Origin of the sequence: Thetidibacter halocola (assembly GCF_018224955.1) — a bacterium.
Lineage (GTDB): Bacteria > Pseudomonadota > Alphaproteobacteria > Rhodobacterales > Rhodobacteraceae > Thetidibacter > Thetidibacter halocola.
Window position 1 is genome coordinate 532,171 of sequence record NZ_JAGTUU010000003.1, and the last position, 18,779, is coordinate 550,949.

At 65.6% G+C, this 18,779-nt stretch carries 22 protein-coding genes and 1 pseudogene; 7 read left to right on the forward strand and 16 right to left on the reverse strand.

Going from position 1 to position 18,779, the window contains the following annotated elements:
- Window positions 1-10: 10 nt before the first annotated feature.
- Both KB874_RS09645 and KB874_RS09650 read right to left on the reverse strand, forming a co-directional pair.
- Window positions 11-253, reverse strand: a complete 243-nt coding sequence (locus KB874_RS09645) for a hypothetical protein (protein WP_212536345.1) — start codon at window positions 251-253, stop codon at window positions 11-13.
- Between the two features lie 81 nt (window positions 254-334).
- Window positions 335-691 (reverse strand): rhodanese-like domain-containing protein, encoded by a 357-nt coding sequence (locus KB874_RS09650; RefSeq protein WP_212536346.1) that lies wholly within the window; start codon window positions 689-691, stop codon window positions 335-337.
- A gap of 151 nt (window positions 692-842) precedes the next feature.
- On the opposite strand from KB874_RS09650, the gene uvrA reads away from it, so the two are divergent.
- A complete protein-coding gene (uvrA, locus tag KB874_RS09655) occupies window positions 843-3,701 on the forward strand; it encodes an excinuclease ABC subunit UvrA (RefSeq protein WP_212536347.1) in 2,859 nt (952 codons plus the stop codon).
- A 1-nt stretch (window position 3,702) separates the two neighbouring features.
- Here the strand turns inward: uvrA and KB874_RS09660 are convergent, their stop codons facing one another.
- The 7 genes and pseudogenes from KB874_RS09660 to KB874_RS09685 form a co-directional block, all read right to left on the reverse strand.
- Window positions 3,703-4,020 (reverse strand): excinuclease ABC subunit A, encoded by a 318-nt coding sequence (locus KB874_RS09660; protein ID WP_212536348.1) that lies wholly within the window; start codon window positions 4,018-4,020, stop codon window positions 3,703-3,705.
- Window positions 4,021-4,145: 125 nt separating this feature from the next.
- On the reverse strand, window positions 4,146-4,349 hold the full coding sequence (locus tag KB874_RS09665) for a YgaP family membrane protein (RefSeq protein ID WP_212536349.1): 204 nt from the start codon (window positions 4,347-4,349) through the stop codon (window positions 4,146-4,148).
- A gap of 72 nt (window positions 4,350-4,421) precedes the next feature.
- Window positions 4,422-5,096, reverse strand: coding sequence for a Crp/Fnr family transcriptional regulator (locus tag KB874_RS09670; protein ID WP_428849236.1), 675 nt, complete (start codon window positions 5,094-5,096; stop codon window positions 4,422-4,424).
- Entirely contained in the window at window positions 5,083-5,955 is an 873-nt protein-coding gene (mmsB, locus tag KB874_RS23290; RefSeq protein ID WP_346346535.1) for a 3-hydroxyisobutyrate dehydrogenase, read from the reverse strand. Before mmsB ends, KB874_RS09670 begins: the two co-directional genes overlap by 14 nt.
- A gap of 27 nt (window positions 5,956-5,982) precedes the next feature.
- Window positions 5,983-6,996 (reverse strand): annotated as a pseudogene (locus KB874_RS23295) (enoyl-CoA hydratase/isomerase family protein); the annotation flags it as partial.
- Window positions 6,997-7,093: 97 nt separating this feature from the next.
- Entirely contained in the window at window positions 7,094-8,233 is a 1,140-nt protein-coding gene (locus KB874_RS09680) for an acyl-CoA dehydrogenase family protein (protein WP_212536351.1), read from the reverse strand.
- Between the two features lie 70 nt (window positions 8,234-8,303).
- Window positions 8,304-9,221, reverse strand: coding sequence for an ATP-grasp fold amidoligase family protein (locus KB874_RS09685; protein WP_212536352.1), 918 nt, complete (start codon window positions 9,219-9,221; stop codon window positions 8,304-8,306).
- Window positions 9,222-9,353: 132 nt separating this feature from the next.
- On the opposite strand from KB874_RS09685, the gene KB874_RS09690 reads away from it, so the two are divergent.
- Window positions 9,354-10,502 (forward strand): glycosyltransferase, encoded by a 1,149-nt coding sequence (locus KB874_RS09690; protein WP_212536353.1) that lies wholly within the window; start codon window positions 9,354-9,356, stop codon window positions 10,500-10,502.
- On the opposite strand, the gene KB874_RS09695 is transcribed toward KB874_RS09690, so the two are convergent.
- The 4 genes from KB874_RS09695 to KB874_RS09710 form a co-directional block, all read right to left on the reverse strand.
- Window positions 10,497-11,624 (reverse strand): carboxylate-amine ligase, encoded by a 1,128-nt coding sequence (locus KB874_RS09695; protein ID WP_212536354.1) that lies wholly within the window; start codon window positions 11,622-11,624, stop codon window positions 10,497-10,499. The two genes, KB874_RS09690 and KB874_RS09695, sit on opposite strands and share 6 nt — an antisense overlap.
- Before the next feature lie 47 nt (window positions 11,625-11,671).
- Entirely contained in the window at window positions 11,672-12,091 is a 420-nt protein-coding gene (locus tag KB874_RS09700; RefSeq protein ID WP_212536355.1) for a hypothetical protein, read from the reverse strand.
- Between the two features lie 183 nt (window positions 12,092-12,274).
- Window positions 12,275-12,694, reverse strand: a complete 420-nt coding sequence (locus KB874_RS09705; RefSeq protein ID WP_212536356.1) for a hypothetical protein — start codon at window positions 12,692-12,694, stop codon at window positions 12,275-12,277.
- A gap of 138 nt (window positions 12,695-12,832) precedes the next feature.
- A complete protein-coding gene (locus tag KB874_RS09710) occupies window positions 12,833-14,332 on the reverse strand; it encodes a CoA-acylating methylmalonate-semialdehyde dehydrogenase (RefSeq protein WP_212536357.1) in 1,500 nt (499 codons plus the stop codon).
- A gap of 97 nt (window positions 14,333-14,429) precedes the next feature.
- On the opposite strand from KB874_RS09710, the gene KB874_RS09715 reads away from it, so the two are divergent.
- The 4 genes from KB874_RS09715 (at window position 14,430) to KB874_RS09730 (ending at window position 16,912) form a co-directional block, all read left to right on the forward strand.
- The gene (locus tag KB874_RS09715) at window positions 14,430-15,326 is read left to right on the forward strand and encodes a LysR family transcriptional regulator (RefSeq protein ID WP_212536358.1); all 897 of its coding nucleotides are present in this window, start codon (window positions 14,430-14,432) and stop codon (window positions 15,324-15,326) included.
- Between the two features lie 60 nt (window positions 15,327-15,386).
- The gene (locus KB874_RS09720) at window positions 15,387-15,821 is read left to right on the forward strand and encodes a CBS domain-containing protein (RefSeq protein ID WP_212536359.1); all 435 of its coding nucleotides are present in this window, start codon (window positions 15,387-15,389) and stop codon (window positions 15,819-15,821) included.
- 98 nt (window positions 15,822-15,919) lie between these two features.
- Window positions 15,920-16,435, forward strand: coding sequence for a pantetheine-phosphate adenylyltransferase (gene coaD / locus KB874_RS09725; RefSeq protein WP_212536360.1), 516 nt, complete (start codon window positions 15,920-15,922; stop codon window positions 16,433-16,435).
- Window positions 16,436-16,492: 57 nt separating this feature from the next.
- Window positions 16,493-16,912 carry a hypothetical protein gene (locus KB874_RS09730; protein WP_212536361.1) on the forward strand — a complete coding sequence of 140 codons (420 nt, stop codon included), beginning with the start codon at window positions 16,493-16,495 and terminating at the stop codon, window positions 16,910-16,912.
- A gap of 12 nt (window positions 16,913-16,924) precedes the next feature.
- Here the strand turns inward: KB874_RS09730 and KB874_RS09735 are convergent, their stop codons facing one another.
- A complete protein-coding gene (locus KB874_RS09735; protein ID WP_212536362.1) occupies window positions 16,925-17,083 on the reverse strand; it encodes a hypothetical protein in 159 nt (52 codons plus the stop codon).
- A 180-nt stretch (window positions 17,084-17,263) separates the two neighbouring features.
- Here KB874_RS09735 and KB874_RS09740 point away from each other — a divergent pair, with 180 nt between their 5' ends.
- On the forward strand, window positions 17,264-17,512 hold the full coding sequence (locus tag KB874_RS09740; protein WP_212536363.1) for a hypothetical protein: 249 nt from the start codon (window positions 17,264-17,266) through the stop codon (window positions 17,510-17,512).
- Window positions 17,513-17,521: 9 nt separating this feature from the next.
- Here the strand turns inward: KB874_RS09740 and gap are convergent, their stop codons facing one another.
- Window positions 17,522-18,523: a type I glyceraldehyde-3-phosphate dehydrogenase gene (gene gap / locus KB874_RS09745; protein WP_212536364.1), complete on the reverse strand. Its 1,002-nt coding sequence runs from the start codon at window positions 18,521-18,523 to the stop codon at window positions 17,522-17,524.
- 73 nt (window positions 18,524-18,596) lie between these two features.
- Window positions 18,597-18,740, reverse strand: coding sequence for a glyceraldehyde-3-phosphate dehydrogenase (locus KB874_RS09750; RefSeq protein ID WP_212536365.1), 144 nt, complete (start codon window positions 18,738-18,740; stop codon window positions 18,597-18,599).
- Window positions 18,741-18,779: the final 39 nt, after the last annotated feature.

Consider the following 18,779-nt stretch of genomic DNA (forward strand, 5'->3'; position numbering starts at 1 on the left):
TCAGGTCATGTCAGCAGCGAGCGCGATAGGTCTCGCCGGTCTGCGGGTCGCGATAGAGGCAGGTGCCGTCGCTGTAACGCTCGATCAGCGAGCCCGCGATCACGCCTGCGGCTGCACCAACCACGGCGCCGCGGATCGGCTTGTCGTCGTCAAGCGCCGCACCCAAGGCCGCCCCGCCGGCCACGGCCGCGGTGGTGGTGTCGCAGGCCGCGAGCGGGATGAGAAGCGGCAGGACGAGGATCAGTTTCTTCACGGTCTGTCTCCCCTCAGGATGCCAATGTTCAGGCGCCGCGCCGGGTTCCCGCCGGCCTTGCGGCGGGCGGGAACGCGCCGATCACCGTTCGATCGCGCCGCCGGCCTGCTGCCAATGCGCCAATCCGCCGATATTGTATACCTCGTGACCCATCCGGGCCAGCATCCCCTTCGCCATCGATGACCGCGCGCCCGAGGCGCAGTAGACGGCGACGGGCTTGCCCGATTTCAGTTCGGCCAGGCATTCCGGGCTGCGCGGGTCGGCGCGCATGGCCAACGCGGCGGTGGGGATCGCCAGAGCACCCTTCGCCTTGCCCGACATGGCAATTTCCATCGGCTCACGGATGTCGATCAGCACGATCTCGCCCGCCTCGACAAGGGGGATAGCCTGGGCGGCGGTCATGCCCGGCGTGGGGTCGGTTCTCAGAAAGTTGAACATTGCGGCGTCTCCAAGCCTGTTTGACCTTTCATATACATTCTAATAGTGGAATGTAAAGGGTCACAGTGCACGTTCCGCATCCGTTCTCCATTTTCGATTGGCGGGACGGGCCGGATCGACTATCTGTCACCCAGACCAGCCGGGGGACCAGATGCCGGATCTGAAGCAGATCGAAGTGCGCGGCGCGCGCGAACACAACCTGAAAAGCATCGACGTGGACATTCCGCGCGATCAACTCGTGGTCATCACGGGCCTGTCGGGGTCGGGAAAGTCGAGCCTCGCCTTCGACACGATCTATGCCGAGGGCCAGCGCCGCTATGTCGAAAGCCTCAGCGCCTATGCGCGGCAGTTCCTCGACATGATGGAAAAGCCCGACGTGGATCACATCGCGGGCCTGTCACCCGCCATCTCGATCGAGCAGAAGACGACGTCGAAGAACCCCCGGTCGACCGTCGGCACGGTGACAGAGATCTACGACTACATGCGGCTGCTCTTTGCCCGCGTCGGCACGCCCTACAGCCCCGCCACCGGCCTGCCCATCGAGGCGCAGCAGGTGCAGGACATGGTCGACCGCGTCATGGCGATGGAGGAGGGCACGCGCGCCTACCTGCTGGCCCCCATCGTGCGCGACCGCAAGGGCGAATACCGCAAGGAATTCGCCGATCTGCGCAAGCAGGGCTTCCAGCGCGTCAAGGTGAACGGCGAGTTCCACGAGTTGGACGCGCCGCCGACGCTCGACAAGAAATTCCGGCACGACATCGATGTTGTGGTGGACCGGATCGTGGTGCGCGAGGGGATGGAGACGCGGCTGGCGGACAGTTTCCGCACCGCGCTGGATCTGGCCAGCGGCATCGCCGTGCTGGAAACCGCCCCGAAAGAGGGCGATCCCCAACGGATCACCTTTTCCGAGAATTTCGCCTGTCCCGTGTCCGGCTTCACCATTCCCGAGATCGAGCCGCGCCTGTTCTCCTTCAACGCGCCCTTCGGGGCCTGCCCGGATTGCGACGGTCTGGGCGTCGAGTTGTTCTTCGACCCGGGCCTGATGGTGCCGGACGTGACGCTGACCCTCGTGGACGGGGCCATCGCGCCCTGGCGCAAGGGCAAGTCGCCCTATTTCATCCAGACAATCGAGGCCATCGCGAAACACTACGGCTTCGCCCCCAAGGCCCGGTGGAAAGACCTGCCTGCCCATGTGCAGCAGGTGTTCCTCTATGGCTCGGGTGATGACGAGATCCCGTTCCGCTATGACGAGGGCGGGCGCGTCTACCAGGTGACGCGCGCCTTCGAGGGCGTCATTCCCAACATGGAACGCCGCTATCGCGAGACGGATTCCAGCTGGATCCGTGAAGAGTTCGAGCGGTTCCAGAACAACCGTCCCTGCGGCACCTGCGGCGGCTACCGCCTGCGGGCCGAGGCGCTGGCGGTGCGCATCGGCGGGCTGCATGTGGGCCAGGTGGTCGAGATGTCGATCAAGGAGGCCTATGCCTGGATCGGGTCGGTCAACGCCACGCTGACACCGCAAAAACAGGAGATAGCCCGCGCCATCCTGAAGGAGATCGGAGAGCGGCTGGGATTCCTGAATAACGTTGGACTTGAATATCTTACCCTGTCCCGTGCAGCCGGAACATTAAGTGGTGGCGAAAGCCAGCGCATCCGCCTGGCCAGCCAGATCGGCTCTGGCCTGACGGGCGTGCTGTATGTGCTGGACGAGCCCAGCATCGGGTTGCACCAGCGCGACAACGACCGTTTGATCGGCACGCTGAAACACCTGCGCGACCAGGGCAACACGGTGCTGGTGGTCGAGCATGACGAGGACATGATCCGTCAGGCGGACTATGTGTTCGACATCGGGCCGGGCGCGGGTGTGCATGGCGGGCGCGTCGTGGCCGAGGGCACGCCCGACCAGATCGCCGCCGATACCGCCAGCCTGACCGGACAATACCTCTCCGGCACGCGCGAGATCGCGGTGCCCGCCGAGCGGCGCAAGGGCAACGGCAAGAAGCTGACCGTGGTCAAGGCGACGGGCAACAACCTGCGGGACGTGACAGCGGAATTCCCGCTGGGCAAGTTCGTCTGCGTGACCGGCGTTTCGGGCGGGGGCAAGTCGACCCTGACCATCGAGACGCTCTACAAGAATGCCGCGATGAAGCTGAACGGTGCGCGCGAGACGCCCGCCCCCTGCGAGACGATCAAGGGGTTCGAGCATCTCGACAAGGTCATCGACATCGACCAGCGCCCTATCGGGCGCACGCCGCGGTCGAACCCGGCGACCTACACCGGCGCGTTCACGCCGATCCGCGACTGGTTCGCCGGCCTGCCCGAAGCCAAGGCACGCGGCTACAAGCCGGGGCGCTTCAGCTTCAACGTCAAGGGCGGCCGCTGCGAGGCGTGTCAGGGCGACGGCGTCATCAAGATCGAGATGCACTTCCTGCCCGATGTTTACGTCACCTGCGAGACCTGCAAGGGCAAGAGATACAACCGGGAAACCCTTGAAATTCATTTCAAGGGCAAGAGCATAGCCGACGTTCTTGATATGACGGTCGAGGACGCGCAGGAGTTCTTCAAGGCGGTTCCGGTGATCCGTGAAAAGATGGATGCACTGGTTCGTGTCGGCCTTGGCTATGTCAAGGTCGGCCAGCAGGCCACGACCCTGTCAGGCGGCGAGGCGCAGCGCGTGAAACTGTCCAAGGAACTGGCGAAACGCTCCACCGGGCGCACACTTTATATCTTGGACGAGCCCACGACCGGCCTGCATTTCGAGGATGTGCGCAAGCTGTTGGAAGTGCTGCATGAACTGGTCGAACAGGGCAACTCGGTAGTGGTGATCGAGCACAATCTCGACGTCATCAAGACCGCAGACTGGATTATCGACATCGGCCCAGAAGGCGGCGATGGCGGCGGTCTGATCGTTGCGACGGGCACACCCGAGGACGTGGCCGAGGTTGGCGAAAGCCACACGGGCCGCTACCTGAAACCGATTCTGGCCCACCGCAAGGTGGCCGCTGAGTGACCTAGTCGAGAACTGCCGCGATCGCGCCGATCAGGTCCAGAACCTCGCGCGTTTCGCGGTCCACGCGGTAGACGTAGTTGCCGACGCGGTAATAGCTTTGACCGGGGTCCAGGCCATAGCGGTCGGGGTAGCGGATCACGATGTAATCGCGGTCGATGCGGTCGCCGACGCGATAGTGGTCGTGATGCTGTTTCTTTGCGAGCCCCGGAGGAACGCAGGCGGGGCTTTTCTTTGCGAGGCCAGGCGGGCAGCCCTGCGGGCCGGCCTGCACCGGTGCCGCAAGGGCGATCAGGATCAGGGGAAGGGCGAGGACGCGCATGGGAAGTCCTTTCGCATCTGCGTTCACATGCGAGACAAATACCCCTGCGCGTCGCCTTGTTCCAACGGGATCGTCACCTGCAGCGGATGACCGCCGACAGGCTGGCGCGGTTCCGCCTGTGGCCGTCAGCCCTTGGTCTTGCAGGTGTTGATGCCCAGCATCGCGTAGGGCGGGCAGGTGCCCAGCGCAGCGGTCGCCAGCATCACGAGTCCGACGATCAGGGCGATCCATTTCAGCACGCCCGCGGCAGTGAAGAAGACGACCAGCGCGACGATGCCGACGATGGCGCGGATCAGGCGGTCGGTGGAGCCGACATTCTTGGCAAACATTGTGTAACCCTCCGGTTTGATTCGATGTGAAGGAAGGTTAACGCGACTCGGTGCCTTCTGTCGGTGACATGGTCACATTGCAGCGTCGCTTTCTGCAAGGCTGCGCAGCGTCGTCTCGTCGCAGAGCAGGACCGCCCCGCGTTCCAGCCGCACCAGACCGCGCCGCGCCAGCGCATCCAGCCGGCGCGAGATCACCTCGCGGGCCGAGCCGATCATCACGGCCAGTTCGGCATGGGTGGCCTCGACCCGTCCGGCGTCGGCGCGCTCCAGCAGGCATTGCGCCAGCCGCGCCTCGACCCGGGTGAAGGCGACGCGTTCGAGCAGGTGCATCATGGATTGCATTCGCGCGGCGAAGGCGCGGAAGACAAAGGCGCGAAAGGCCGCGTCGCCGTCCATCAGCCGCAGGAACATCTCTCGCGGGATCAGGACCAGGCGGCACTCGGTTCGGGTGATCGCCTCGCCGGAATAATCCTCGCTGCCCAGCAGGCTGAGCGTGGATTGCACGCAGCTTTGTCCCGGCTCGACGGCGTAAAGCAGGATGTCGCGCCCGGTAGGACCGGTCAGAAAGACCTCGATCCGCCCGGACAGCACGACGACAAAGCCCATGGCGGCCTCGCCGGGGTGGAACAGCGCCGTGCCTTGCGGCACGGTTTGCGGGATCAGCCCGCGCAGCGCGGTGCGGCTGGCATCCGCCAGGGGCGGCAGCGAGCGGTCTGCCGTCCAGTCGGGCAGGTCAGCCGCGGCCACGGGACTCGAACCGCGGCAGCATGGCGCTGAAATCGCGGCCCTTGCCGTCCTCCTGCTCGACGAAACGGCGGTAAAGCTCCATCGCGGCCTCACCCATGGGCGTGTCGGCATCGACCGAATCGGCAGCCTGCTGCGACAGGCGCAGATCCTTCAGCATCAGGTCGGCTGCGAATCCGGGCTTGTAATCGTTGTCGGCGGGCGTTTTCGGGCCGATCCCGGGCGCCGGGCAATAGGTGTTCATCGACCAGCTGGACCCGGACGAGGTGCTGACCACGTCGAACATCGCCTGGCGCGACAGGCCCAGCTTGTCGGCCAGGGCAAAAGCCTCGCAGGTGGCGATCATGGTCACGCCGAGGATCATGTTGTTGCAGATCTTGGCGGCCTGGCCGTTGCCCGATGGGCCGCAATGCACCGCCTTCTGGCCCATCACGTCGAAGAGCGGGCGCGCCGCTTCGAAGGCGGCCTTGCTGCCGCCCACCATGAAGGTCAGCGTGCCCGCCGCGGCACCGCCCACACCGCCCGACACCGGCGCGTCCAGCGCGCCGAGGCTTGCCTCGTCGGCCTGGTGGGCGACGGCGCGGGCGCTGTCCACGTCGACAGTGGAGCAATCGAGCAGGATCGCGCCGGGGCGCATGACAGGAATGACATCATCGGCCACGGCGCGCAGGATCGTCCCGTTGGGCAGCATGGTCACCACCACGTCGGCCCCCTCGGCGGCAGCGCGGGCAGAAGCGGCGGGGGTGACGCCCTCGGCGGTCAGGCCCGCCACGTCGAAGCCCTTTACCTCGTGCCCGGCCCTGACCAGGTTGGCGGCCATGGGCGCGCCCATGTTTCCCAGTCCGATGAATCCGATCTTCATGCTCTTCTCCCTGAAATCCAGCTTGTCGTCGCCCAGCGGCATCAGCATCTTCGACACCGCCACGGCCGGAACGTCGCCGTCAGCGTAGTGCCATCGGGGCGACTTGTCCTTGTCGATGATCGCGGCGCGGATGCCTTCGAGAAAGTCGCCATGCTCCATGATCCGATGGCTGACGCGGTATTCCAGTTCCAGCGCCTTGCGGATGGTCAGCGAGGGGCCACGCAGGCGGTGGATCATGCCGACCGTGACGGCCAATGACAGCGGCGCGCAGCGCGCCATCGCCTCCAGCGCCTGCGCGGCAAAGGGAGTGCCATCATGGCGCAGGCTGTTGACGATGTCGCGCGCGGTCTCGCCGGCGAACAGCGCGTCGATCTGCGTTTGCTGTGCCGCCAGGGGGCTGTCGGGGACGGGCAGGGCGGCGCCCGCCACGACCGAGGCATCGCCCGTCTCGCAGAGCAGGGTCTTGAGTGTGCGCCACTCGATCTCGGTGATGTAATGGTCGGCGAAACCGGCATGGATCGCATCGCCCGGCCCCATGCGGGCCGCGGTCAGGCCCAGGTATTCGCCCAGCCGTCCCGGCGCGCGCGCCAGCAGGAAGGAGCCGCCCACGTCGGGCACGAAGCCGATGCCGCATTCGGGCATGGAAATCCGGGTGCTGTCGCAGACGATGCGGTGGCTGCAATGTCCGCCCAGACCGACGCCGCCACCCATGGTGAAGCCGTGCAGGAAGGAGACGATCGGCTTGGGGTATTCCGCCAGCTTGGCGTTCAGCCGGTATTCGTCGCGCCAGAAGCGGCGGCCATACTCAAAGTCGCCGGCCTTGCCGGTGCGATACATCTCGGCGATATCGCCGCCTGCGCAGAAGGCGCGCTCGCCTTCGGCGTCGATCAGGACGAGGTCGATGGCGGGATCCTCGCGCCAGAGGTCCAGCGCGCGTTCCGTGGCGAGGCACATCTCGTAGGTCAGCGCATTCAGCGCCTTCGGCCGGGCCAGGGTTATGCGGCCGGCGCGGCCCTCGGTGCGGATATGGATGTCTGACATGGCGGCGTCGGTCCTTGTTCCGGCGGCGGGGCGAGGCGGCTGTCTGCCGTCTCGCGCTCCCCCGAGGATATTTGAGGCCAGAAGAAAAGGGAAAGGGTCAGCGAGCGAGCATCTGGCGCGCCACGATCAGGCGCATGATCTCGTTCGTGCCTTCGAGGATCTGGTGCACGCGCAGGTCGCGGACCAGTTTCTCGATGCCGTAATCGGCGAGATAGCCGTAGCCGCCATGCAGTTGCAGGCACTGGTCGACGATGCGTGAGCCGGCCTCTGTCACGAATTTCTTGGCCATGGCGCAGAATTTCGTGGCGTCAGGCTGTTGCGTGTCGAGTTTCCAGGCGGCCTGGCGCAGAAAGGTGCGGGCGGCCTGAAGCTCGATCTCCATGTCGGCGAGGCGGAATTGCAGCGCCTGGAACTGGTCGATGCTCTGGCCGAATGCCTTGCGTTCCGACATGTATTTCAGCGTGGCGTCGAGCCCGGCCTGCGCCGCGCCCAGCGAGCAGGCTGCGATGTTGAGCCGTCCGCCATCGAGCCCGGCCATGGCATAGCGAAAGCCCATACCTTCCTCGCCCACGAGGTTTTCCTGCGGCACGCGGCAATCGTCGAACTGGACCTGGCGGGTGGGCTGGGATTTCCAGCCCATCTTGTCCTCGAGTCCGCCGAAGCTGAGGCCCGGCGCGCCGTCCTCGACATAGAGGGTCGAGATGCCCTTGGGCCCGTCCTGCCCGGTGCGGCACATCACAAGGTAGGCGTCGGAATATCCGCCACCCGAGATGAAGGCCTTGGTCCCGTTTAGGACGTAGCCCTCGTTCGTCCTGTCGGCGCGGGTTTTCAGCGCGGCGGCGTCAGAGCCCGATCCCGGTTCGGTCAGGCAGTAGCTGAGCACCGTCTCCATGGTCAGGGCGCGGGGCAGCAGGCGAGCCTTGATCTCGTCCGAGCCGAAACTGTCGATCATCCGGGCGCACATGTTGTGGATCGACAGGAAGGCCGCAACAGACGGGCAGGCCATCGAGAGCGCCTCGAAGACCAGCGTCGCGTCGAGCCGCGTCAGGCCCGAGCCGCCCGACTCCTCGGAGACGTAGAGCCCGCCGAAACCGAGTTCAGCAAGGCGTGGCCATAGGTCTTTCGGAATCGTGCCCTGCGCCTCCCATGAGCGAGCATGGGGCGCGATTTGCTCCTGTCCGAAGGCGTGGGCCATGTCGAAGATGGCGGTCTGTTCCTCGGAAAGCGCGAAATCCATGAGACCCTCCCAGGCTGTGAATTGAACGTTTGTTCAGATTGTGACGGAAGGGGCGCGCCGTTGCAAGGGGCTAGAGGTCTGGCAGAGTCCACATGTCGCCATAGTGGCGATCCCATTCGGGCGGCGAATAGGGCATCATGCCCGAACCACGGTACAGCGTGAGTTCGTTCAGGACGATCCGTTCGTCGGTGAACAGGAAATCGACACGGACCATGTCGAACTGTGCGCCGATGCGGCGGGCGACATCGAGCATCCGCTCGAACAGGATGGGTTTCGGCGGCAGGATACCCTTGTCGAGATCGGCGTTGCTCCAGGGAAGCTCTGTCCAGGTGTCGTCGCAGATGTGCTGCGTCATGCTGCCGAAGCGGTCGTCATCCCAGAAGATGAACCCGCACTGGTCGCGGAACATCGAGAATTTCAGGTCGTCCGGCACCGTGCTGTCGGGCTTCTGGATCATCTCCTCGGCGATGATGCGGCGCGGGATGTGCTGGTAGGCCCATTCGTGCTTGCGAACCGCGTAGCTGCGGCGCAGCCAGCGGCGCATTTCCTCGCGCAGGCGGTCCTCGTCGCGCGGCTCGCCCTCGCGCAGGAAGATGTTCCAGCCGCTGCCGTGGTTGGCCTTGAACACGACATTTGCCGGCAGGGCGGCAAAGTCTATCCGATCGGGATCGTCGGTGGCGAGGTGCAGACGGGGGAGGATGTCGGCTGCGTCCGGCCCCAGCAGATCCTGCACGTATCCGCGCAGCCGCAGCTTGTCCGACACGATCGGGAAGAGCGGATTGCGGTCGTTGATCTTCCGCCACTGGACCTTTTCGTTGTAGGTCTTCGGCGTCTTGAGGTTCGGCTCGTAGCCGACACGCTCGCGGAACATGCGCCGCAGGTGGGGATAGCCCGCCAGCGCATCCAGCCGGGCCAGCGCCTGTTCGCGCGTCTCGACAAGCCAGTCCTGCAAGGCGGACCGGCGGCGGAACGGCTTCTGGAAATGCATGGCTGCCCTCGTCATCAACGCGCGCGGCTTGTCTATCGGGACGCGCTGGCGGCGACAAGCGGCGGCTTGTTCGTTGCGTTCCGGGATGGGGCGCGCTAAGGCCGATCGCGCAGCGACGCGCGAGGTGGTCCTTTGAAATCCTGCATTGCGACCGGCGATTACTTCCGGCTGGGCGAGACCTTTGTCAATCGTCATATCGACAAGCTGTTCGGTGGCGAGACCTGCATCGTGGCCGGGCGCTGGAATGGCGAGAACCCGTCCGGGAGGCCGATCTTCGTGCGGCGGCAGCGTGGCTCGAGCGTGGCGGACCTGCTGGTGGCGCCCTACTGGCTGACGATGAACACGCTGCGGCATGGCACGTCGCGCCATCCGTTCGGCTCTGCCAGGCGGGATCTGGTGTCCTTCCTGCGGCAGAACGGCGTCGAGGTGATCCTGGCGGAGTTCGGCACGCAGGCGCTGGCGCTGGCACCACTGGCCAACGAGATGGACATCCCCATCTTCACCTATTTCCGGGGCACGGACGCCTCCAAGAGCATCCAGTCGCCGCGCATCGTGCAAGCCTATCGCAAGATGATGCCGCGCCTGGCAGGTGTATTCTCGGTGTCGCAGTTCCTGCTGGACAACCTCGCACGGGTCGGTGTCACGCATCCCAATGCCCACGTCATCCCCTCGGGGGTGAATGTCCGCACGGTCCGACCCGGCGACAAGGTGGCGCTGAAATGCCTGGCCGTGGGGCGCTTCGTCGAGAAGAAGGCGCCGGAGATCACCCTTCGCGCCTTTGCCGAGGCCGCGCGGGACGTCGCGGAGGCAAGCCTGACCATGATCGGCGACGGGCCGCTGCTGGAGCGGTGCCGCGCGCTGGCGGGCGAGTTGGGCGTGGCCGACAAGGTGGTGTTGCCGGGCGCCATGCCTCATGCGGCGGTGCTGGCGGAACTGGCCGGCACGCAGGTCTTCCTGCAGCATTCCATCACGGCGAAGGATGGCAATACCGAAGGCCTGCCGACCGCCATCCAGGAGGCGCTGGCTTGCGGCTGCGCCGTGGTCTCGACGCGCCATGCGGGCATTCCCGAGGCGGTGGACGAGGGAGAGACCGGCTGGCTTGTCGACGAGTTCGACACCGAAGGCTACACGCGGCACATCGCAGAGGCGCTGCGGCTGCCCGCCGGCCGCCTGGCCGAGATGGGGCTGATGGCGCGGCAGGTGGCGGAAGCTCGGTTCGACAACGACGCGCTGCTGCACAAGCTCGAGACCCGGATTCTCGAGGCGATGGGCCGGTCATAGATCGGCGTGGAATTCCTCGACCAGATGGGCGACCACGGCGCGCATCTGGCCTTCGTGACCGGCGCCCTTGCGCTGCGCCTCGGCCAGCGCAGCGCGCTGGCGGGTAGCGCTGTTGCCGTCGCGGGCGATGGCGCGGGCGCGGTCCAGTTGCGGCAGGCAGCGCAGGATGCCGGCGTCCTCCTCGATCAGTTGCGTCAGTTCATCGACCAGTTCAGGCATCGGCACGATGGCGCCGCGGCCATAGTCGATCAGCCCCTCTGACGTGCCATAGCGTTGCGCGCGCCAGCGATTCTCGCCGATCAGGAAATTGTCGTAGATCCGCCAGCGCTGGTTGCGCAGCCGCAGCCGCCAGAGCATCCGCAGGATGCACTGGTTCAGTGCCGCCAGCGTCAGAGTGTCCTCGAGGCGTGGCTGCACGTCCATGATGCGCGATTCCAGCGTCGGGAAGCGAGACGAGGGGCGCATGTCCCACCAGATTTTCGACGAGTCCTCGATTACGCCGAGATCGACGAGGATCTGCACCGAGCGTTCGTAATCCTCCCAATTGTCGAAACGCGGCGGCAGGCCGGTGCGGGGCAGGTTGTCGAAGACCGAGATCCGGTAGGAGGCGAGGTTCGTATCCTCGCCCTGCCAGAAGGGCGATGAGGTGGACAGCGCCAGCAGATGTGGCAGGAAATAGGTCGCCTGGCGCATCAGGTCGGCGCGCAGCGGGTTCGCGTCCAGGCCTACATGCACATGCATGCCGCAGATCAGCATCCGCCGCACCACGCCGCCCAGCGCCCGGCTGAGGTCGTTGTAGCGCTGCTTGTCTGTGTGATGCTGGGTCTTCCAGTCGGCGAAAGGATGGCAGGAGGCGGCGATCGGGGCGAGGTTATGCGCCTTGGCGCAGCGCGCCACGGTGGCGCGCAACCGCCGCAGATCCTCGCGCGCCTCGCCGATGTCGGCGCAGGGGCGGGTGCCGATCTCTATCTGGCATTGCAGGAATTCCGGGCTGACCTGATCCTCGAGTTCTGCGGCGCAGGCCTCCATCAGGCCGGGCGGCGCCTGGGCGAGGGCATAGCTGTCGAGATCGACCAAAAGGTATTCCTCCTCGATCCCGATGGTGAAGGGCGGTTCCTGCATGCCTGTCCTTCCGTTTGGCGCAGGTCCACGAAACCAGAGCGGAGCCTTTACGGCAAGGGCGGTTCGATGTCGAACTCGGGCCTGTCCCCGATCCGGAGAAAGGCAAAGGCCTCGGCGCGGCTGCGAAAGACGCCCACCGCGTGTCGCAGGGTGCCGTCGCCGGTCGATTGATACATTCGCGCCACGCCGAAGGCGACGTCGCTGGGGGCATAGAGCGCGGTGAGGGCGCCGTCCCGGCGCGGTGGCGCCTGACGGGTGAGCCACCCGACATGCGACAGCATGCGCCCGAAATCCACGTCGAAACGGGCGACTCGCGAGAAATCGACGAAATACTGGTGATCCGGATTGGCCTGCGGGTCGGTGCGCATGGCGATCAGGGTCGCCATGGTCTCGGCGGTCGTGATGGTGCCCCAGTGCTGGAACACCACCAGGTTGTCCCCGGGAAAGATCCTGTAGGTGCACGGCACGCGTGTTGCCTCCGTCGTGTTGTCTGGTTTCCGGTTGCCGAAGGGTTGCGTCCAAGGCCTGTCCAAACCGGTGCTTTCCAAGATAATCTGCAAGCGTCTCTCGCCATTTCAACGGGTTTTCGCGCAGATTTCCAGTAGGGTCAGTCCGGCCGGAGGCGCCATGCAAGGCGTGTCGGGCTCCGGTCAGATCGGCGTGAATCCGGCCTCGTGTTCGAGGTCGGCAAGGGTCGTGTCATGGATGCCGGCGGCCTTCAGTGCCTGCGTCTCCGTGCGTGCGATATGGAAGGTGAAATGCGTCAGCGGCTCGATCACCTGCTGCATGATCCGGGCCATGCCAAAGCTCAGGTCAGACGGACAAATCAGCACGCTGTTTACTGGCCGGTCGAACAGCGCGAGCACGTGGCGCAACCGATGCGCGGCGCCGATGATCTCGAGAAAGCCAGAGTTGATCTCTGTCAGGCCACGCGCGTCGGTGAGGAACGTGTAGGTCGGATCGAAGGCTGGATCCTGCGTGTAGCGGATCAGCGCCCGCTCGGATTCGATGGTATGCAGAACCCCACAGAGTCGGAAATGAACAAGGCGACGGTCTTTGCAAATCGCCATGTCCACCAGCATGTGCTTGCCATTCCTGCAGATTCTTCCTGTCCCCGGTTCTTGATAAAGAGAGGATTACCTAGCGTAAAGCGTCAAACGCACGCAGAGGGAGACGCGGGCGATTTTACTCGCCCGCGTCTCTTGCAATCAGTCCATCGCCTTGAAGTTGAACGCGGCGCCGTCCTTGATGCCCGAGAACCAGCGCGCTGTGACGGTCTTGGTCCGCGTGTAGAAGCGGAAGGCGTCGGGGCCATACTGGTTCAGGTCGCCGAAGGCCGATTTCTTCCATCCGCCGAACGTATGGTAGGACAGCGGCACCGGGATCGGGAAGTTGATGCCCACCATGCCCACGTTGACGCGGCTTGCGAAATCGCGCGCGGTGTCGCCATCGGCGGTGAAGATCGCGGTGCCGTTGCCATAGGGGTTGTCCATGGTCAGCTTGAGTGCTTCCTCGTAGCTGCCGGCGCGCACCTGGCTCAGGACCGGGCCAAAGATCTCTTCCTTGTAGATGTCCATGTCGGGCGTGACGTTGTCGAAGAACGACGGCCCCACGAAGAACCCGTTTTCGTAGCCCTGCAGGCTGAAGCCCCGGCCGTCGACCAGCAGTTTCGCGCCCTGCTTGACGCCGCTGTCGATCAGGCCCTCGATACGGGCCTTGGCCTGCGCGGTGATGACGGGGCCGTAATCCACGTCGTCGCCAGCGGTGTAGGGGCCGACCTTCAGCTTTTCGATGCGCGGCACCAGCCTTTCGACCAGCGCCTCGGCGGTCTTTTCGCCGACAGGGACAGCCACCGAGATCGCCATGCAGCGTTCGCCCGCAGCACCGAACCCGGCGCCCACCAGTGCGTCCGCCGCCTTGTCCATGTCGGCGTCGGGCATGATGATCATGTGGTTCTTTGCGCCGCCGAAGCACTGGGCGCGCTTGCCGTTGCTGGCCGCGCGGCCATAGATGTATTGCGCGATCGGGGTCGAGCCGACAAAGCCCACGGCCTGCACCGTCTCGTTGTCGAGGATCGCGTCCACCGCTTCCTTGTCGCCGTTCACGACCTGGAGCACGCCATCGGGCAGACCGGCCTCCTTCAGCAGTTCCGCCAGGCGGATCGAGGTCGAGGGGCAGCGCTCGGACGGTTTCAGGATCATGGCGTTGCCGCAGGACAGCGCCGGGGCCATCTTCCACAGCGGGATCATGGCGGGGAAGTTGAACGGCGTGATGCCGGCAACGACGCCCAGCGGCTGGCGCATGGAATAGAGGTCGATGCCCGGGCCGCCAGAGTCGGTGAACTCGCCCTTGAGCAGCGAGGGAGCGCCCATGCAGACCTCGACCACTTCGAGACCGCGCTGCACGTCGCCGCGCCCGTCGGGCAGGGTCTTGCCATGCTCGCGGCTGACCAGTTCGGCCAGTTCGTCCATGTGCTCGTTGATCAGCTGGCCGAACTTCATCATCACGCGGGCGCGGCGCTGCGGGTTGGTGGCACCCCAGCCAACCTGCGCCTCGGCGGCGGCGGCGACGGCCGCATTCATTTCCTCGACCGAGGCCAGCGGCACCTTTGCCTGAATTTCGCCCGTGGCGGGGTTGTAGACATCGGCAAAGCGGCCCGACGTGCCCTTGACGCGCTGGCCGTTGATGTAATGCGAAAGCTCTTCCATGAGACTCCTCCTGTGGTTGCCTGCAGGATACATTTGCAAAAATGCCGGGAACAGGGGTAATCCGGCAAAAGGGTTTTGCATTAATGCGGGTATTGCGATGAGAGACAGCTGGGACGACCTGCGCATTTTCCTTGCCGTGGCGCGGGGGGAAAGCCTGTCTGCGGCGGCCAAGGCGCTGCGGATGGACCCGGGAACGGCCGGGCGCCGTGTGGCGCGGCTGGAGGCGGCGATGGGCGCGGCGCTGTTCGCCAAGAGCCCGCAGGGCTACGCCCTGACAGAGGCTGGCGCGCGGTTCCTGCGTCATGCCGAAGAGGCGGAACAGGCCTTCTCGCTGGCGCGCGAAGCGGTGCAGGGCCGGTCCGAGGGGCTGTCGGGGCAGATCCGCATCGGTGCGCCGGATGGCTGCGCCAATTTCCTGCTGCCGCAGGTCTGCGCCCGCATCGTCGACGCCAACCCCGACCTCGAGGTGCAGATCGTCGCCCTGCCGCGCGTGGTGAACCTCAGCCGGCGCGAGGCCGACATGGCCATCGCCGTCTCGGCGCCCACGGCGGGGCGGCTGGTCGTGCAGAAGATGACCGATTATCGCCTGCATCTTGCGGCAAGCGACGCCTATCTTGCGAAAAACGCCCCGATCCGCGGCGTTGCGGACCTGCGTCACCACCGGATGGTGGGCTATATCCCCGACATGATCTTCGACAAGGAACTGGACTACCTCTCGGACCTGGGCGTGCAGCACTTGCCGCTGGCCTCCAACTCCGTCTCGGTCCAGTTCCACTGGATCCGGCAGGGCGCGGGGCTGGGGATCGTGCACGATTTCGCGCTGCCCGCCGCCACCGGCATGAGCCGCGTGTTGGCCGACCAGGTCAGCCTGACGCGCAGCTTCTACCTGGTGCGCCATGCCGATGACCGGCGGCTGGAACGGATGAACCGCTTTGCCGCCGCGCTGGTCGAGGGCGTGCGGCAGGAATTGCAACGTCTGGAAGGTCTTGCTTGACAGAGCGGTATACCGCGGTGGACCCTGACCTTACAGCCTCGTGACAGCAGGGAGGGTCGCATGCAGGTCCAGAACATCCTCAAGAGCAAGGGCTCGGACGGCGTCGTCACCGTGCCGCCCGGCACCACGATCTCGGCGGCCGCCAGGATCCTGACCGAGAAACGCATCGGCACGGTCGTGATCTCGAGCGACGGTGAGACCGCCGACGGCATCCTGTCGGAACGTGACATCGTGCGGGAACTGGCCAACCGCGGTGGCGGTTGCCTGACCGAGTCGGTGGACAGCTACATGACGCGAAACCTGCAAACCTGCACCCGGGCCGATCTGGCCGACGACGTGCTGGCGCGCATGACCGAAGGCCGCTTTCGCCACATGCCCGTGGTCGAGGACGGCAAGATGGTCGGCCTCATCACGCTGGGCGACGTGGTCAAGGCGCGGCTCAGCGAACTGGCGATGGAGAAGAACGCCCTCGAAGGCATGATCATGGGGTATTGAGCCTTTCGCCTTGCAATCCGTCACGCAATAATGTTGCGTGCGCCCCGTGGGGCGGGCGGCATGGCCTGCGCCCCGGGGGACAGCGGAAGGGAGCATCCATGCGCATCGGCCTATATCCGGGCACCTTCGATCCGATCACCAAGGGTCACATCGACATCATCCGGCGGGCCGCGCTTCTGGTCGACAGGTTGGTCATCGGTGTCGCGATCAACCGCGACAAGGGCCCGCTTTTCTCGCTCGAGGAACGCGTGGCGATGCTTGAGGCCGAGGTCGCGAGCCTGTCCGAACGCTTTGACACCGAATTCATCGTGCATCCGTTCGAGAACCTGCTGATCGACTGCGCCCGCGACGTGGGCGCCTCGATCATCATCCGCGGGCTGCGCGCCGTGGCCGATTTCGAATACGAATTCCAGATGGTCGGCATGAACCGGGCGCTGGACGATTCGGTCGAGACCGTCTTTCTGATGGCCGAGGCGCGGCACCAGGCCATCGCCTCCAAACTGGTCAAGGAAATCGCGCGGCTGGGCGGGGACGTGTCGAAATTCGTCACGCCCCCGGTCAAGGTCGCGCTGGACGCACGGTTTTCGGGCTGCGCCGCGCCGCGCGCGCGCTGACGGAATCGTAACCCCTGTGCGCGACAGTCCAGGACGGACAAGCGAAAGGGGGCTTTCATGGATGTGACAAACGGTGGGTCTGCGGCGCTCTGCTGCGGCGGCAAGGGCAATGGCCGCGCGGTCGGCCACATGGCAAAGGCCGCGGTGGCCGAGGCGCGCGCGGCGGGGGCGGAACTGCCTGCCAATGCGCAGGGGCTCGCGGCCTCCGGCATCGCGCGCGGGATGGACGTGATGGCGATGCTGGCCGCCTACGGGCCGCCGCCTGTCGCCAGTCCGGAACCCACGCCCGATCTCGGGGTGGATCCGGCAGAAGCCTTACCGGCCACGAACGCGCCAGGCGAGGAGGCGGCGGTCGAGACGGCCGAACCCGAGGCCGGGATGGCGTCGGGCGAGGCCGTGACGGGCTATGCTGCGTCGGTCGGCATCCTGTCGGTCACGGCCTCGGAAACCGCGCTGCAACTTCTGCAAGCGGTCTGAGCGCGTGGCGCGTCAGCCATAGACGGCGTGGCGCGCCACGTCCTCTTCGTGGCCCTCGATATCAAGGTCGCGGCGGACGCTCATGGGCAGGGCGCGCAGTTCGTTGCGCGTGCGCAGGAAACGGGCGCGCCGTTCGGCGCGGTCGATCAGGGTGGCGATCATCGTGGTCATGGTTCTGTCCTCGGTCTGATTTCGTTACCGCAAACATAGTGAGGCGGCGCCGCCAGAGGACCGCCACGAACCGTAACCCGCCTTGCGATCCGTGCATGGCGGCGCGCTGGATGGCAGTCGTCAACCTCCCGTTAAGCACAAAGCGTCAAGATTTTCGCATTGTGAGTCAGGAGGGTCGCGATGAACATTCTCCCGAACGCGGGGTTCCAGCGCCGGACAGCGCCGCGCCCATCCCGCCGGGCCAAGGCGTCGGACGGCACGGACAACGCCGAGGACACGGCGCGTGAACAGGCCACCAGCGTCGCGCCATCCGGCAGCCCGCATGTCCTGACCACGAGAACGCTGGTGCCCTCCATGCCGAAGTCCGGAACCGGAAAAAGGGCCGCGGCCGGCTATCACGCCGCCCGCGGCCCGATCTCGGCCAACTGAAAGCCGTGCTCAGATCAGCTTGCCCATCGCCACGGCGGTATCCGCCATGCGGTTGGAAAAGCCCCACTCGTTATCATACCAGGTCAGGATGCGCACCATCGTGCCGTCCATGACCTTGGTCTGGTCGGTGGCGAAGATCGAGGAATGCGGGTCGTGGTTGAAGTCGATCGAGACATTGGGCCGGTCGGTATAGCCCAGCACGCCCTTCAGCGGCCCGTTGGCCGCGGCGCGGATCGCGTCGTTGATCTCGGCCACGCTGGTTGCGCGGGATGCCTCGAAGGTCAGGTCGACCACCGAGACATTGGGCGTCGGCACCCGGATCGCGACGCCGTCGAGCTTGCCATTGAGTTCCGGCAGCACAAGGCCCACGGCCTTGGCCGCGCCGGTGCTGGTCGGGATCATCGACAGCGCTGCGGCGCGGGCGCGGTAGAGATCCTTGTGCATCGTGTCCAGCGTCGGCTGGTCGCCGGTGTAGGAATGCACCGTCGTCATGAAGCCGCGGGTGATGCCGATCGTGTCGTTCAGCACCTTGGCCACCGGCGACAGGCAGTTCGTCGTGCAGGACGCGTTCGAGACAATGATGTCATCCTTCGTCAGCACGTCGTGGTTGACGCCGTAAACGATGGTCTTGTCGGCATTGGTGCCGGGGGCCGAGATCAGAACGCGCTTGGCACCGGTTTCGAGATGCGCCTCGCACTTGTCCCGCGCGGTGAAGATGCCGGTGCATTCCAGGATGATGTCCACGTCACCCCAGGGAAGTTCCGCCGGGTTGCGGATCGCGGTCACGCGCATCGGCCCGCGGCCCACGTCGATCCAGTCGTCACCGGTCGTCACCTCGGCCGGAAAGCGGCCATGCACGCTGTCGAATTGCAGCAGGTGGGCGTTGGTCTCGACCGGGCCCAGGTCGTTGATCGCGACCACCTCGATATCGGTGCGGCCCGATTCGAGGATTCCGCGCAGGACGTTGCGCCCGATCCGGCCGAACCCGTTGATGGCAACCTTGACAGTCATGGAAATCTCCCTTTCCCGGTGTGGGTGATGTTACCGCTAACAAGCAAAGCGGCGTTGGAAAGTCAACCGGTCGTCAGCGCCAGAAGGCCAGCCAGTCCAGCAGGACGAACAGCTTGCGGGCCAGGAAAAGCAGGGCGCGCGCATCTGCAAGGACGTAGTCGGCGACCGCGCCGCCGACCAGCACGAGCCCCAGAATGATCGCAAGGCGGTTGGTCATCACGCAAGTCCCTGTCCCTTGCGCCCGTTTGTGCCAGAG

Excerpts from the sequence above, each read along its gene's own strand:
- KB874_RS09650 (WP_212536346.1), bottom strand. The coding sequence starts at position 691 with ATGTTCAACTTTCTGAGAACCGACCCCACGCCGGGCATGACCGCCGCC.
- uvrA (WP_212536347.1), top strand. The coding sequence starts at position 843 with ATGCCGGATCTGAAGCAGATCGAAGTGCGCGGCGCGCGCGAACACAAC.
- KB874_RS09660 (WP_212536348.1), bottom strand. The coding sequence starts at position 4,020 with ATGCGCGTCCTCGCCCTTCCCCTGATCCTGATCGCCCTTGCGGCACCG.
- KB874_RS09665 (WP_212536349.1), bottom strand. The coding sequence starts at position 4,349 with ATGTTTGCCAAGAATGTCGGCTCCACCGACCGCCTGATCCGCGCCATC.
- mmsB (WP_346346535.1), bottom strand. The coding sequence starts at position 5,955 with ATGAAGATCGGATTCATCGGACTGGGAAACATGGGCGCGCCCATGGCC.
- KB874_RS09680 (WP_212536351.1), bottom strand. The coding sequence starts at position 8,233 with ATGGATTTCGCGCTTTCCGAGGAACAGACCGCCATCTTCGACATGGCC.
- KB874_RS09685 (WP_212536352.1), bottom strand. The coding sequence starts at position 9,221 with ATGCATTTCCAGAAGCCGTTCCGCCGCCGGTCCGCCTTGCAGGACTGG.
- KB874_RS09695 (WP_212536354.1), bottom strand. The coding sequence starts at position 11,624 with ATGCAGGAACCGCCCTTCACCATCGGGATCGAGGAGGAATACCTTTTG.
- KB874_RS09705 (WP_212536356.1), bottom strand. The coding sequence starts at position 12,694 with ATGGCGATTTGCAAAGACCGTCGCCTTGTTCATTTCCGACTCTGTGGG.
- KB874_RS09710 (WP_212536357.1), bottom strand. The coding sequence starts at position 14,332 with ATGGAAGAGCTTTCGCATTACATCAACGGCCAGCGCGTCAAGGGCACG.
- KB874_RS09715 (WP_212536358.1), top strand. The coding sequence starts at position 14,430 with ATGAGAGACAGCTGGGACGACCTGCGCATTTTCCTTGCCGTGGCGCGG.
- KB874_RS09720 (WP_212536359.1), top strand. The coding sequence starts at position 15,387 with ATGCAGGTCCAGAACATCCTCAAGAGCAAGGGCTCGGACGGCGTCGTC.
- coaD (WP_212536360.1), top strand. The coding sequence starts at position 15,920 with ATGCGCATCGGCCTATATCCGGGCACCTTCGATCCGATCACCAAGGGT.
- KB874_RS09730 (WP_212536361.1), top strand. The coding sequence starts at position 16,493 with ATGGATGTGACAAACGGTGGGTCTGCGGCGCTCTGCTGCGGCGGCAAG.
- KB874_RS09735 (WP_212536362.1), bottom strand. The coding sequence starts at position 17,083 with ATGACCACGATGATCGCCACCCTGATCGACCGCGCCGAACGGCGCGCC.
- KB874_RS09740 (WP_212536363.1), top strand. The coding sequence starts at position 17,264 with ATGAACATTCTCCCGAACGCGGGGTTCCAGCGCCGGACAGCGCCGCGC.
- gap (WP_212536364.1), bottom strand. The coding sequence starts at position 18,523 with ATGACTGTCAAGGTTGCCATCAACGGGTTCGGCCGGATCGGGCGCAAC.
- KB874_RS09750 (WP_212536365.1), bottom strand. The coding sequence starts at position 18,740 with ATGACCAACCGCCTTGCGATCATTCTGGGGCTCGTGCTGGTCGGCGGC.